Genomic DNA, 13,309 nt, shown 5'->3' with positions numbered 1-13,309 from the left:
AGTCCGCCAGGGAATGAATTCCCTGTCTCATAGCGAAAGTCCTCTCAAAGAGGACTGAAAAACTCATTAGTCGTCTTTGAGACGACTTTAGCTTTGAGGCAGGGGTTTCAACCCCTGTCGGACTATCGGTTGTACGTTAAGTTGACACCTATGGACTGTTGGAGTTAGTCCGCCAGGGAATGAATTCCCTGTCTCATAGCGAAAGTCCTCTCAAAGAGGACTGAAAAACTCATTAGTCGTCTTCAGACGACTTTAGCTTTGAGGCAGGGGTTTCAACCCCTGTCGGACTGTGGGACTATCGGTTGTACGTTAAGTTGACACCTCTGGACTCTTGGAGTGTCCCTACGACACGAGGGATCGAGCGGGATTTCCTTGAGTACCAAACGTAGAGTTGGTGCTCTCAAGCTATTTGTTGTTTACCGGATTAGCTGATGTCATCTCAAGTGATTTTCGGAAATGCGGGCGCTGAAGGTGCAAGTCGGGGCGGTTGGTTTGCGGGTCACTTTATGACGCCGGAAGATGACCCGCGATCGACTTCTGTATTAGAGGTAAAATGGGGCACTCACCCCGCCGGAGATTGTAGGACTCAGTGGGCGGTAAATGCACAAGCCACGACGCTTTCTATCCTGGTAAAAGGCCGGTTTCGCCTGCAATTTCCAGAGCAAGAAATCTTGCTGTCTCGCGAAGGAGATTATGCTCTCTGGCGGCCGGGAGTGCCTCATTATTGGTCTGCGGAGGAGGATTCGGTAATCGTGACTGTGCGGTGGCCTTCCCTACCGGGAGATAGTTCTGGAGTTAAGAATTAACTGGAATTTCGGGAACCAAAACGCGGCCGCTATAACCCGCGCGCTGGTAGCGATCGATCGCCTCGGATGCAATAACACCCGCTTTCCCACTCTCCACCAAGGCTACGCAAGCACCGCCAAAACCTCCGCCCGTCAGCCTTGCGCCGAAGACTCCGGGGATTGACTGCAAGATGGCCGCCAGCGTGTCTACTGCCGGCACCGAAACTTCGTAGTCGTCGCGCTGACTGGCGTGGGAAGCATTCATTAACTCGCCAAAACGTTTGGCTGACAAAGATTTTACTGCTTCTAGCACGCGGTTGTTTTCGGTAACGACGTGGCGCGCTCGTCTTCTCAGAGGTTCCGGTAATACTTCGACAGCTTGGGGATCGGTTATATCCCTAAGAGCTTTAACTCCCAATATCCGGGCGGATTCCTCACACTCGGCGCGCCGCTGGTTGTAGCCGCTTCCGGCTGCTAGTTGGTGGCTTTCGCCACTGTCAATTATTAAAATTTCTGTGTTTGCGGGAAAAGGTATCGGGCGGCATTCGAGGCTGCGGGTGTCGATTAATAGCATGGTGTTGGTGTCTGCTAAACTCGACGCCATTTGATCCATGATCCCACAGTTCAAGCCGGCATATCGGATTTCGGCTAGCTGTCCGATTTGAGCTAGGCGCACGTCGTCTATGGGGAGGTTCAGCAGGGCGCGCACTCCTCTGAGGGTTGCTATTTCTAAAGCGGCGCTGCTGGACAAACCGGCTCCGATCGGCACAGTCGAGGTAATGTAGAGATTTATTGGCGGTATTTTGTATCCTTCTTTTTCTAAAAGTCTGAGGCAGCCACAGATATAAGTGACAAATTTTTGCGGTATGGTATCGTCGTCTGAATAATTTATCAGTTCGTCATATTCTGCTGAATAAAAATGGTGGCGATCGTCGCTGCTGAAACCGATTTGTACTGTGGTGCGCTGGGGAATCGCAGTTGGAAGTACAAATCCATCGTTGTAGTCTGTGTGTTCGCCCAGCAGGTTTACTCGGCCGGGGGCGCTGGCTGTGGTTTTGGGTAATGTACCAAATACTCGTTGGAATTTCATTTTTGGGGAAGTGGTAATTGGTTGTTGGTTATTTGTTATTGGTTATAGCAATCCTAAATCATTTGTAAATTTCTTACTCCCTCCCCTTGATAAGGGGAGGGTTGGGGTGGGGTAAAAAAATTACGACTCCTGCAAAAATTGCTATATTTGTTATTGGTTATTTGGAAAAACAGCTATCCGTGTCTCCGTGACTTACGTGTTGTGCTGTTGGTAATTGGGAAGAAATAAATTTATTTTTTATCGTTTGTCCTTATTATAGTGCCCAAGTTTTTTGGTTAATTCAACCCCTGTTAACAAAAATAAACATGACCGTAGGTTAGGAAAAGATATAGACCTGTGATAGAATGACAGGCTAAGATTTCTCCAAAAATTCAAAAAATGCGATCGACCAGACCCCGGAAACAGTTTGCTCAACATTGGCTCAAAAGCGAGAAAGCCTTAGATAAGATTGTGAAAGCGGCTTCTTTGGATGGCGATCGCGTCCTGGAAATTGGGCCGGGCACGGGGATTTTGACTCGGCGTTTGCTGCCTGCGGCTGAGTCTGTTGTTGCTGTGGAGATCGATCGAGATTTGTGTCTCAAGCTAGCCAAACAACTCGGCAAAACCGACAATTTTTTACTGCTGCAAGGCGACTTCCTGGAAATGGACTTAGATGCTGAACTAACAGCATTTCCCAAATTCCAAAATCCCAATAAAGTTGTTGCCAATATTCCTTATAATATTACCGGCCCGATTCTGCAAAAACTGCTGGGAACAATCTCTGTTCCTGCTGCTAAACCCTTCGATGCGATCGTGCTGTTAGTGCAGAAAGAAGTAGCCCAAAGGCTTTACGCTAAACCGGGTTCGACAGCTTTTGGCGCTTTGTCGGTGCGGGTGCAGTATTTAGCAGAATGCGAGTTAATTTGCGATGTGCCGTCTAAAGACTTTTTTCCTCCACCAAAAGTCGATTCTGCAGTCGTGCGGCTGCTTCCCAGACAGATAGAAACTGCGGCGGTTAATCCGCGCTATTTGGAGAATTTAGTTAAGTTGGGTTTTGGTAGCAAGCGCAAGATGCTGCGAAACAATTTGAAAGGGGCTGTGGATTTAGATAAACTCGTTCAATTGCTAGAAGAGTTACAGATAAATCCTCAATCACGCGCTGAAGATTTAAGCGTGGAGCAATGGGTAAAGTTGAGCAATAATATTATGTGCGATGTTTGAAGCTCAGGAGTGTGTTAGATACCAGAATTCTTAAAGAAGTGGCGTATCTGGGAATTCTTTTTTTATCAGGACTTACCATCGGGGCCCAGAAACCGGGTTTTTTACCGAATCTGCGGTCTACAACGAGTCATCGGGGCCCAGAAACCGGGTTTTTTACCGAATCTGCGGTCTACAACGAGTCTTTTCGTAAAAAAACCCGGTTTCTCAACAATCGTGCGTAAGCCTTATTTATGAAAAACGACTCTTCTGCCTGACTACAAATTGTTTAAATTAGGTTTTTTGTGCATTTTTAAAGCTTTATTGCAGGCTAATCGGAATTTTAATCATAAATTCTACACTTTTCCCTGGTGTAGAAGTACACTGCAATTCGCCTTTATGTCTTACCGTGATAATTTGATAGCCAATCGATAAACCCAATCCCGTGCCTTTACCTACTGGTTTAGTGGTAAAAAAAGGATTAAATAACTGGTTCCTCACCGCTTCGGTTATTTCTTGCCCGTTGTTGCTAATTCGGATTTCTACCACTTGAGTGTCTAAAACTTTGGTATAAATTTTGATGCTGCGGGGATTAGCTTCATTGGCTGCAATTGCCTCGCTGTGGCTGTCCTCTTCTAAAGCATCAATAGCATTAGCAATGATATTCATAAATACTTGATTTAGCTGTCCGGGATAGCACTCTATTCGGGGTAAATTGCCATATTATTTGATCACTTGAATATTCGCCAAACCGGGCTTAGCATTCAATCTGCTTTGCAAAATCATGAGTGTGCTGTCAATTCCTTCGTGAACGTCGGCTAATTTCATTTCTGCTTCGTCATGGCGCGAAAAAACTCGCAGCGACTTGACAATACCAAAAATGCGATCGGCCCCGTTTGTCATAGAAATTAATATTTTTGGTAGGTCATAGATAATAAAATCTAAATCTACAGACTCGATTTTTTCTTGGACTGTGGGTAAGGGGTTCGGATACTGCTTTTGATAAATATTCACCAATTCTAGCAAACTATCGGCATACTCGCGAGCGTGAGTAACATTCGCGTAAATAAAGTTAATCGGATTGTTGATTTTATGAGCAACCCCAGCGACTAATTGCCCCAAAGATGACATTTTTTCGCTGTGAATTAGCTTTGATTGAGCCTGCTTCAATTCAGACAATGCTTGTTCTAGCTGTTGAGTTTGAAACTTCAATTCTGCGGTGCGTTCCTCAACTCGAATTTCTAATTCTTATTTAGCTATTTTTATTGCAGCTTCGACTAATTGGCGCTAGATAATTTCAGCTTCTAGGAGTCTGTTGGCGGATTCTAACTGGGCGGGACTGGGAAGTGCTAGGGCTTGAGGCATTAAGTCTACCAAAAGTATGGCTGTAGCAAAGGAAATAAGGGCAGTAATTGCTTTCATTGTTCCTGAAAGCCAATAGGTAGGATGCCAAAGTGTCCACTGTTCAAATATGTGAGTGATGCCACAGGCGACGATAAAGGCTCCAAACAGGCCAAAGATCCAATTAAATGGCAAATCTTCGCGTTTGGAAATAAAATAAACCAATGTAATTGGGATCGAGAAATACGCGAGTGCAATGATTGAATCTGAGGCTAGGTGAAGCCAGACTAATGGGGTATGCCAGAGATAGCAGTGGCCGTGAGGAATAAATGGCCCGGAAGTAAAAAAAGTTTTCCACATTTCCTGCATAATATTTCCTTTGAGTTGTGAGAAAATGGACTCGGACTGGTGTCAATTAATTTCAACCAGGGGTTTCTTTCACCTGCGGCTTAATCACCTATGCGTTCATATTCTCTGTTAGCTTCAGCAAAAATCAATCTGTATTTGGAAATCATAGGCGATCGCCCCGACGGATATCACGAACTGGCGATGGTACTTCAAAGCATAGATTTAGCCGATCGAATTGACTTACGCGCGATCGGTACGGACACGATTCGCGTGCGCTGCGATCACCCGCAAGTCCCTCCTGATAAGAATAACTTGGCCTACCGGGCGGCCGATTTGTTGGCGAAGCAATTCCCCGATGCTTTGGCGAAATACGGCGGAGTCGAGATTGCCATTCACAAGCAGATTCCTGTGGCGGCGGGGCTTGCCGGCGGTTCGGCCAATGCGGCGGCGGTTTTAGTCGGGATGGATTTGCTGTGGCAATTGGGACTTACTCAGTCGGAGTTGCAAGAGTTGGGGGGAACTTTGGGTTCGGATGTGCCTTTTTGCATTGCGGGAGGTACGGCTTTGGCAACTGGTCGCGGGGATAAACTGTCGCCGCTGCCTGATTTGGGTGGCTTTTCTGTGGTGTTGGCCAAGTACCGGAATCTCAGTATTTCTACGGCATGGGCGTATCAAACTTATCGCCAGCAGTTCAGTAGTTCCTATTGTGCAGCGGAAGATTTGGAGTGCCGTCGGCAACGGCTGCATTCGGGCCCGATGGTGGGGGCGATCGCCCAAAAAGATCGATCGAAAATTGGTCAATTGCTGCACAACGATTTAGAAAAAGTTGCTTTACCTGTGTACCCGCAGGTGTTGCAGTTGCGGGAGGCTTTTGAGTCGGCGGGGGTTTTGGGAACGATGATGTCGGGTTCCGGGCCGACGGTGTTTGCGCTGGCGGAGTCTTCAGAGCAGGCTCAGCAGGTTGTGGAACGGGTTAAAAGTGCGATCGCTTCTCCAGATTTGGATTTTTGGGTAGCACCGTTTAGCAATACTGGAATTCAGATTTTTTCGCAGGGAAACGAGACGAAACCGCCGATTTCGAGGGTGTAACTCGAAGAGGGTGCGATCGCCATCGCCCGTTAAACCTGTCTAACAGGCGAGGGTAAAGATTAATCTAACTTTTCGCAGAGTCTATTGAGATCGAAGAACTGATAATATGTCATGCAACACCGATTTTAGTTTTGGTGAATTAACCAGAAATCTAAAATCTAAAATCTAAAATCTAAAATCGCCATGACTGATTTAACTAATCCAAATTCTACTTCTAAACCTCTGAGTTCGGCTGAAGATGCAACCTCTGCATCTTCCACGCCGCCGACGATTTTGCGGTGCGTGATGGGTTCGCTGATCGCGGGCGGGTTTGCGGCTGCTTTGTACGCGCTAACTTTGTCGATCGTCCAAACTTTTGCAAATTCCCCGATTCATTCTGACAATGTGACTGCGATTAATATTGGCGCGGCTGTGAGAACTTTAGTTATGGGGATTGTGGCTTTGGGTGCGGGTGTTTTTGCTTTTGCATCTTTGGGTTTGATGCTGCTGGCTGTGCAACTTGTGATTCAAAAGTTGCTAAAGAAACCTACAGCTTGAAGTCTACCAGTTGCCAGAATTTGGCTACACAAACTTTCATCCGCAAGGCAAAGACGGAATAGTAAGATCGAAGCAATGGAATTATTTACGATCGGGCACTCCAATCTGAGTATTGAAGCGTTTGTTTTGCTGCTGCAACAACACGGAATTACGGCGGTTGCGGACGTGCGATCGCATCCTTTTAGCCGCTATTTACCTCATTTTAATAAATCCGAAATTAAAGTTTCTCTGTCAAGTGTTGGCATTCAATATGTTTTTTTAGGCAAAGAGTTGGGCGCGAGACCAGAGGATTTAAGCTGTTATGATACTAGCGGTAAAGCTTTATACGATCGCATAGCAGCAACTCCTCTATTTTCCGAAGGAATTCAGCGGTTGATCCAAGGCGCAGCCAATTATAAAATCAGTTTAATGTGTGCGGAAAAAGACCCGATTACTTGTCATAGGACTATTTTAGTTTGCCAGAAACTCAGAGAATTTAATTTACAAATTTATCACATTCTTTCCGATGGCAATTTAGAATCGCACCAGCATTTAGAAGAAAGACTTTTGAGCAAGTTTAACAAAGGCAAAAAAAATAATGAGCCAATTCAGCTAAGCTTGTTTGAATTAGAGCCTCAAGTTAAAGAGGAAATAGTAGATTTAGAAACAGCTTATTATCGTCACGGGTTGGACATCGCTTATGTCACAAAAGAAAGCAATTAATTTATTTACAATTGGTTTCACTCAAAAAAGTGCGGAGGAGTTTTTTGGGATTTTGATGCAAGCGGGAGTCCGCAGGGTGATAGATACGCGGCTGAATAATGTGTCGCAGTTGGCGGGTTTTGCTAAGCGGAAAGATTTAGAGTATTTTTTGCGAACCATTGGCAATATTGAGTACGTTCACATTCTGGATTTAGCGCCAACTCAAGATATTTTGGATGATTATAAAAAGAAAAAGGGAGATTGGGATGTTTATGAACAGAAGTTTTTGGAGTTGATGGGCGATCGACAAATTGAACACAAGGTTTCATCGGATATTATGGACTGTGCGTGTCTGCTTTGTAGCGAACCAAAACCTCATAATTGTCACCGCCGCTTAGTTGCTGAATATCTCAGCGATAAGTGGAAAAATGTCACCATTAATCATCTGTAATTTAGGGAAAATACTGTATCATTGTGGGATGAATCTAAAATCTAAAATCTAAAATCTAAAATCTAAAATCGAATGACTCGGATAATTTGTCTCGCTAATTCCTGGAAACGCGGCGACAGGTGCATCGCCGGAATTAATGAGGTTAAAGGTAAGTGGGTGCGTCCAGTTTCTGACTTACCCGATGGTCAGATTCCTAAAGAAATGCGGCAGATAAATAGACTTGAACCCGCGTTGTTAGATGTTCTAGAAATTCCTCTGGCGAAGACGGGGCCAGACTTTGGGTTTGAGTGTGAAAATCTTTCTGTTTTACCGGGAAAATGGCGGCAAGTTGGGAAGGTTCCGCCAGCATATTTGTTGAAATATTGCAATAGTCAAGCATATATTTTACACAACGATTTGCGATATGTTACGGTAGAGTATATGCAGTCTTTGCCAAAAGGCGATCGCCTAACTTTGCAATTAGTCAAAGCAGTAAGATTTACGGTAAAAAAGCTAAGTCAAAGATTTGAAGGTGGTAATAAATGGGAAGGATCTATTGTCACGCAGCATGGTCAAAGATTGACTGCAACAATTACAGATCCGGTGTTTATTAGAAAGTTAGAATTGGGGTATGTACCGCAAAAAGCTTGTTTGGTAACAGTGAGTTTGAGTATGCCTTGGCGGCCCGATGATTGGGAGGGAGATGACCCTTGTTGGAAGTTGATTGCGGGTGTGGTAGAGTTGCCGGAAGATGTTGTTGATGATGAAATTTAGTTTTGACCCAAATGGGCGATCGATTATTTATTTCTTTTTATTTCCCGCAAAAACTCTGTTCATGCTATAATTCTGCGGGACTGTAGCAGAAAGGGGTGCTTTTTGATGAAAGCAGAATTTTATTTTGACTGTCACAAATATATTTGCAGTTTAGTTCAAGTGGATTTTGTCAAAGAATTAAAAATAAAAAATCATCAAGGTTTTGTTTTGGCTGTTAAGCAAGGACAAAAGATTGGACTTTTGGGAAAAAGTCGTCATAATGCTAAACAAGTTGATGTATCTAAGCCACATTTTTATAATGTAATTAAAGCGGCCATGAGCGCTTTGGAATTAGAAACTAAAAATGAGGTTATATTAGAGAGAAATCGAACTATTGCTGATGCCGAAGAAATGATTCAGCAGCAAAACCGAGAAATTCGCGTTCTTAACGAACAGATTAGAATGCTTGGAACTAAGGTTGATGAATTGTCAAGGGAAAAGCAGCAGTTATCCATGCAGCTAGTAGATAAGGAAATCAGAGAAACTGAAATTAGTCAAAAAATTGATGATTTTCCTGCTTGCGAGGAAGATTTAGTGGCGGCGAAAATTGAGCAAGAGATTGGAGAAGTTGAAATTAATGAAAAAATAGAAGAATTGTCGGTTCAAGCTTCTGGGCTAGACGTGCAGTTAATCCCAAATCAACTGAATGCGGAGGAGATTGAGGAAGAGAAAGAAATCAGCAGGGGCAAGGTTGAGACTGTTGATTTAGAAATTATAGAAGAAGTAGAAGAAAATATCAAACAACTAGAAGTTCCAGGAGGCGAAAGTGAAATTAAGCGACTGCCTAAAATAGCGTCTCACAAAAGGATGAGAAAGAAATCTTAATGCTTTAGTTATATAGCAATTCTCGCATCATTTGTCAATTTATTACGGAGTCCCAGCGGGTTCGGAGAGGGTTGGGGTGGGTAAGAATTTACGAGGCATTTAGGATTGCTATATAACTCATTGAATTGTGGCGATCGCATTTTCGCAAAAATCGTCAGCAGTTAAGCGAAAAAATCCCTTGCAACTCGCCGATTTTCCCGCCGCAGCCTCACCCACAACAGCATTTTGACAAGAATCCAGGGCGATCGGTAAAATAACAGGTACGATGGCTACGCCCCGGCCCCGGCCTACGAACTATTGTCAGCCGCATTAAATCCTTCACTAATTAACCATTTGCCAACAGTCACATAAATGTTGACAATATTGCACAATAGATAAAATTGTAAATATATAGCACCTGCGTTTTTTTACCGCTTATGAATAGCAGATTCCTCGATCGACTCCACCACCCCTCACGCCCCGTCATCGTCTTCGACGGCGCGATGGGAACCAACCTGCAAGTCCAAAACCTCACCGCAGAAGACTTTGGCGGCAAAGAATACGAAGGCTGCAACGAATATCTCGTCCACACCAAACCCGAAGCCGTCGCCAACGTGCACCGGGGATTCCTCGAAGCAGGGGCCGATGTCATCGAAACAGACACCTTTGGCGGGGCTTCCATCGTTCTCGCCGAATATGATTTAGCAGACAAAGCATATTATCTCAACAAAACTGCCGCCGAACTCGCCAAGGGTATCGCCGCCGAATTTTCCACAGCAGAAAAACCGAGATTTGTCGCAGGATCGATCGGGCCAGGCACCAAATTGCCAACATTAGGACACATTGATTTCGACACACTCACCGCCGCTTTTGCCGAACAAGCAGAAGGACTTTATGACGGTGGCGTTGACTTATTTATTGTCGAAACTTGTCAAGATGTGCTGCAAATTAAATCAGCATTAAATGCCATTGAAGAAGTATTTAAGAAAAAAGGTGCGCGAATTCCGTTAATGGTATCAGTCACAATGGAAGCCACCGGCACAATGTTAGTCGGTTCCGACATCAGCGCCGCCCTAGCCATTTTGCAGCCGTACCCCATAGATATCTTAGGATTAAATTGTGCCACCGGGCCCGATCGCATGGCCGAACACGTCAAATACCTTTCCGAACATTCACCCTTCGTCGTTTCCTGCGTTCCCAACGCCGGTTTACCCGAAAACATCGGCGGCCACGCGCACTACAAACTCACGCCCATAGAATTAAAAATGGCCTTGATGCGCTTTGTCGAAGACTTAGGCGTGCAAGTCATCGGTGGCTGCTGCGGCACTCGCTACGATCACATTCGCGAACTATCAGAAATTGGCAAAACTCTTAAACCCAAAATTCGCGAAATTACTTGGGAACCTTCCGCCGCTTCAATTTACACCGCCCAACCCTACGAACAAGAGAATTCCTTCTTAATTGTCGGCGAAAGACTCAACGCCAGCGGTTCCAAAAAATGCCGCGATTTGCTAAACGCCGAAGACTGGGATGGTTTAGTAGCAATGGCTAGGGAACAAGTGCGAGAAGGCGCGCACATTCTCGATGTCAACGTGGATTATGTCGGCCGCGACGGCGTGCGAGACATGAAAGAATTAGTCTCCCGCGTTGTGACAAATGCAACTCTCCCTTTAATGCTGGATTCCACAGAATGGGAAAAGATGGAAGCAGGCTTAAAAGTTGCGGGCGGCAAATGTTTGCTGAATTCCACTAACTATGAAGACGGAGAACCGCGTTTTTATCAAGTTTTGGAGTTGGCGAAAAAATACGGCGCGGGCATAGTTATCGGGACGATTGATGAAGACGGAATGGCGAGAACCGCAGACAAAAAATTTGCGATTGCCCAACGCGCCTATAACGCCGCCGTCGCCTACGGAATTCCCCCCCAAGAAATCTTTTTTGACACCCTAGCATTGCCCATTTCCACCGGGATTGAAGAAGACAGAAAAAACGGCAAAGCCACCATCGAATCCATCCGCCGCATTCGCCAAGAATTACCAGGCTGTCACGTAATTTTAGGAGTTTCTAACATCTCCTTCGGCTTGAATCCGGCGGCGCGGCAAGTTTTGAATTCCATGTTTTTGCACGAAGCAATGCAAGCGGGGATGGACTCGGCAATTGTCAGCGCCAATAAGATTTTGCCCCTGGCGAAAATCGACCCCAAACACCAAGAAATCTGCCGTAAACTGATTTACGACGAACGGGAGTTTGACGGCGAAATTTGCGTTTATGACCCCTTGGGCGACCTGACAACGGTGTTTGCGGGCAAAACTACCAAGCGCGATCGTACAGAAGACGCAAGCCTCCCGGTAGAAGAACGCCTCAAGCAGCACATCATCGACGGCGAACGCATTGGGCTCGACATCCAACTCGCCAAAGCATTAGAAACCTATCCGCCCCTCCACATTATCAATACCTTCTTGCTAGACGGGATGAAAGTAGTCGGAGAATTGTTCGGTTCGGGACAAATGCAACTGCCATTTGTATTGCAGTCAGCAGAAACAATGAAAGCGGCAGTTGCCTATCTAGAACCGCACATGGAAAAGTCCGAATCCGGGGACAACGCCAAAGGCACATTCATCATCGCTACTGTCAAAGGCGACGTTCACGATATCGGCAAAAACTTGGTTGATATTATCCTATCAAACAACGGCTACCGAGTGATCAACTTGGGAATTAAACAGTCGGTTGATAATATCATCGAAGCCTACGAAAAGCACAAAGCCGACTGTATAGCCATGAGTGGCTTGCTGGTAAAATCCACCGCATTTATGAAAGAAAATCTGGAAGTGTTCAACCAGAAAGGAATCACGGTTCCGGTAATTTTGGGCGGCGCGGCTTTGACTCCCAAGTTTGTACATGAAGACTGCCAAAATACTTATAAAGGTAAAGTAATTTATGGCAAAGATGCGTTTTCTGACTTGCACTTTATGGACAAACTCATGCCAGCAAAATCTGCTGGAAAATGGGAAGATTTGCAAGGATTTTTAGATGAAATAGAGGATGATAATGGGGCGGTTAAAGAAGCTAAAGCGGCGCCAGAAATTTCTGTAGAAGAGGCTAAGAAAGCAGACACTCCTGTGGTGATAGATACTAGGCGATCCGAAGCAGTTGCTGCAGATATCGATCGCCCGACTCCTCCTTTCTGGGGAACGAAACTGTTGCAGGGAGAAGACATCCCATTTGAGGAGATTTTCTGGCACTTAGATTTGCAAGCTTTAGTTGCCGGTCAGTGGCAGTTCCGCAAGCCCAAAGACCAATCGCGGGAAGAATACGACGCTTTCTTAGCTGAGAAAGTTTATCCCATCTTGGAAGAGTGGAAACACAAAATTATCACCGAAAAGTTACTGCAGCCGCAAGCAATTTACGGGTATTTTCCCTGTCAAGCTGAAGGTAATTCTTTGCATTTGTACGATCCGGAAATTATGAATGGCGGGCAAACAATAATCAGTGGCGGGCAAACAATAATCAGTGGCGGGCAAACAATAATCAGTGGCGGGCAAACAATAATCAGTGGCGGGCAAGATGCCCACCCCACAAAAGAAAGTGGCACAGGCATCTTGCCTGTGGCTGCAACAGAAAGTGGCACAGGCAAGATGCCTGTGGCTGCAACAGAGAGTGGCACAGGCATCTTGCCTGTGGCTGCAACATTCACATTTCCCCGCCAAAAATCGGCGCGCCGGCTGTGCATTGCCGACTTCTTTGCGCCCAAAGAATCGGGTAAAATCGATGTATTTCCGATGCAAGTAGCGACAGTGGGAGAAATTGCTACAGAGTACGCGCAAAAGCTATTTGCTAACAATCAATATACCGACTATCTCTACTTTCACGGATTAGCGGTACAGACAGCGGAAGCAATAGCAGAATGGACTCACGCGCGAATTCGGCGGGAATTGGGATTTGGTAGCGAGGAACCGGACAACATTCGCGATATGCTGGCGCAAAGATATCGCGGTTCGCGGTACAGTTTCGGCTATCCTGCTTGTCCGAATATGGCGGATCAGTATAAGCAACTGGAATTGTTAAAGTGCGATCGTATCAACCTGTACATGGATGAAAGCGAACAACTTTATCCCGAACAATCAACAACCGCAATTATCACCTATCACCCAGCAGCCAAATACTTCAGCGCTTAATTTATAGGGTGCGCTAGCAGCACCTTTCTCTCGTTTTCCT

At 45.4% G+C, this 13,309-nt stretch carries 13 protein-coding genes; 9 read left to right on the top strand and 4 right to left on the bottom strand.

All coding sequences use genetic code 11. The features are described 5' to 3' along the window. Positions 1-431: 431 nt before the first annotated feature. Positions 432-806, top strand: a complete 375-nt coding sequence (locus QUB51_RS15855; protein ID WP_333056720.1) for a signal peptidase I — start codon at positions 432-434, stop codon at positions 804-806. Here the strand turns inward: QUB51_RS15855 and galK are convergent. Continuing rightward, positions 796-1,875, bottom strand: a complete 1,080-nt coding sequence (galK, locus tag QUB51_RS15850) for a galactokinase (protein ID WP_333056721.1) — start codon at positions 1,873-1,875, stop codon at positions 796-798. The two genes, QUB51_RS15855 and galK, sit on opposite strands and share 11 nt — an antisense overlap. Positions 1,876-2,253: 378 nt before the next feature. Between galK and rsmA the strand changes: the two genes are divergently transcribed. Continuing rightward, positions 2,254-3,075, top strand: a complete 822-nt coding sequence (gene rsmA, locus QUB51_RS15845; protein WP_333259087.1) for a 16S rRNA (adenine(1518)-N(6)/adenine(1519)-N(6))-dimethyltransferase RsmA — start codon at positions 2,254-2,256, stop codon at positions 3,073-3,075. A 297-nt stretch (positions 3,076-3,372) separates the two neighbouring features. On the opposite strand, the gene QUB51_RS15840 is transcribed toward rsmA, so the two are convergent. From QUB51_RS15840 to QUB51_RS15830, 3 genes are all read right to left on the bottom strand, one after another. Continuing rightward, positions 3,373-3,756, bottom strand: a complete 384-nt coding sequence (locus QUB51_RS15840; protein ID WP_333259292.1) for an ATP-binding protein — start codon at positions 3,754-3,756, stop codon at positions 3,373-3,375. A gap of 18 nt (positions 3,757-3,774) precedes the next feature. Then, positions 3,775-4,263: a hypothetical protein gene (locus tag QUB51_RS15835; protein ID WP_333259090.1), complete on the bottom strand. Its 489-nt coding sequence runs from the start codon at positions 4,261-4,263 to the stop codon at positions 3,775-3,777. Between the two features lie 75 nt (positions 4,264-4,338). Next, complete coding sequence (locus QUB51_RS15830) at positions 4,339-4,761, bottom strand: hypothetical protein (protein WP_333056724.1); 423 nt, start codon at positions 4,759-4,761, stop codon at positions 4,339-4,341. Between the two features lie 90 nt (positions 4,762-4,851). On the opposite strand from QUB51_RS15830, the gene ispE reads away from it, so the two are divergent. The 7 genes from ispE (at position 4,852) to metH (ending at position 13,269) form a co-directional block, all read left to right on the top strand. After that, positions 4,852-5,829 (top strand): 4-(cytidine 5'-diphospho)-2-C-methyl-D-erythritol kinase, encoded by a 978-nt coding sequence (ispE, locus tag QUB51_RS15825; RefSeq protein ID WP_333259093.1) that lies wholly within the window; start codon positions 4,852-4,854, stop codon positions 5,827-5,829. Between the two features lie 183 nt (positions 5,830-6,012). After that, positions 6,013-6,366, top strand: coding sequence for a DUF3082 domain-containing protein (locus tag QUB51_RS15820; RefSeq protein WP_333056726.1), 354 nt, complete (start codon positions 6,013-6,015; stop codon positions 6,364-6,366). 75 nt (positions 6,367-6,441) lie between these two features. After that, the gene (locus QUB51_RS15815; RefSeq protein WP_333056727.1) at positions 6,442-7,068 is read left to right on the top strand and encodes a DUF488 domain-containing protein; all 627 of its coding nucleotides are present in this window, start codon (positions 6,442-6,444) and stop codon (positions 7,066-7,068) included. Then, the gene (locus tag QUB51_RS15810) at positions 7,046-7,498 is read left to right on the top strand and encodes a DUF488 domain-containing protein (RefSeq protein ID WP_333209796.1); all 453 of its coding nucleotides are present in this window, start codon (positions 7,046-7,048) and stop codon (positions 7,496-7,498) included. The genes QUB51_RS15815 and QUB51_RS15810 overlap by 23 nt, the downstream gene beginning before the upstream one ends. Before the next feature lie 72 nt (positions 7,499-7,570). After that, positions 7,571-8,251: a dual OB domain-containing protein gene (locus tag QUB51_RS15805; protein ID WP_333231431.1), complete on the top strand. Its 681-nt coding sequence runs from the start codon at positions 7,571-7,573 to the stop codon at positions 8,249-8,251. Between the two features lie 159 nt (positions 8,252-8,410). Continuing rightward, positions 8,411-9,115: a hypothetical protein gene (locus QUB51_RS15800; RefSeq protein WP_333209800.1), complete on the top strand. Its 705-nt coding sequence runs from the start codon at positions 8,411-8,413 to the stop codon at positions 9,113-9,115. 416 nt (positions 9,116-9,531) lie between these two features. Continuing rightward, on the top strand, positions 9,532-13,269 hold the full coding sequence (metH, locus tag QUB51_RS15795) for a methionine synthase (RefSeq protein ID WP_333056734.1): 3,738 nt from the start codon (positions 9,532-9,534) through the stop codon (positions 13,267-13,269). Positions 13,270-13,309 lie beyond the last annotated feature (40 nt).

The sequence above is a fragment of the Microcoleus sp. AT8-A3 genome (genome assembly GCF_036705675.1).
Lineage (GTDB): Bacteria > Cyanobacteriota > Cyanobacteriia > Cyanobacteriales > Microcoleaceae > Microcoleus.
Note: the sequence above shows the minus strand (reverse complement) of the source record. Positions and strands in the feature narration are given on the sequence as shown.

Coding starts and splice junctions, on each gene's coding strand:
- rsmA (WP_333259087.1), top strand. CDS start 2,254: ATGCGATCGACCAGACCCCGGAAACAGTTTGCTCAACATTGGCTCAAA.
- QUB51_RS15805 (WP_333231431.1), top strand. CDS start 7,571: ATGACTCGGATAATTTGTCTCGCTAATTCCTGGAAACGCGGCGACAGG.
- QUB51_RS15815 (WP_333056727.1), top strand. CDS start 6,442: ATGGAATTATTTACGATCGGGCACTCCAATCTGAGTATTGAAGCGTTT.
- QUB51_RS15855 (WP_333056720.1), top strand. CDS start 432: ATGTCATCTCAAGTGATTTTCGGAAATGCGGGCGCTGAAGGTGCAAGT.
- ispE (WP_333259093.1), top strand. CDS start 4,852: ATGCGTTCATATTCTCTGTTAGCTTCAGCAAAAATCAATCTGTATTTG.
- metH (WP_333056734.1), top strand. CDS start 9,532: ATGAATAGCAGATTCCTCGATCGACTCCACCACCCCTCACGCCCCGTC.
- QUB51_RS15820 (WP_333056726.1), top strand. CDS start 6,013: ATGACTGATTTAACTAATCCAAATTCTACTTCTAAACCTCTGAGTTCG.
- galK (WP_333056721.1), bottom strand. CDS start 1,875: ATGAAATTCCAACGAGTATTTGGTACATTACCCAAAACCACAGCCAGC.
- QUB51_RS15810 (WP_333209796.1), top strand. CDS start 7,046: ATGTCACAAAAGAAAGCAATTAATTTATTTACAATTGGTTTCACTCAA.
- QUB51_RS15830 (WP_333056724.1), bottom strand. CDS start 4,761: ATGCAGGAAATGTGGAAAACTTTTTTTACTTCCGGGCCATTTATTCCT.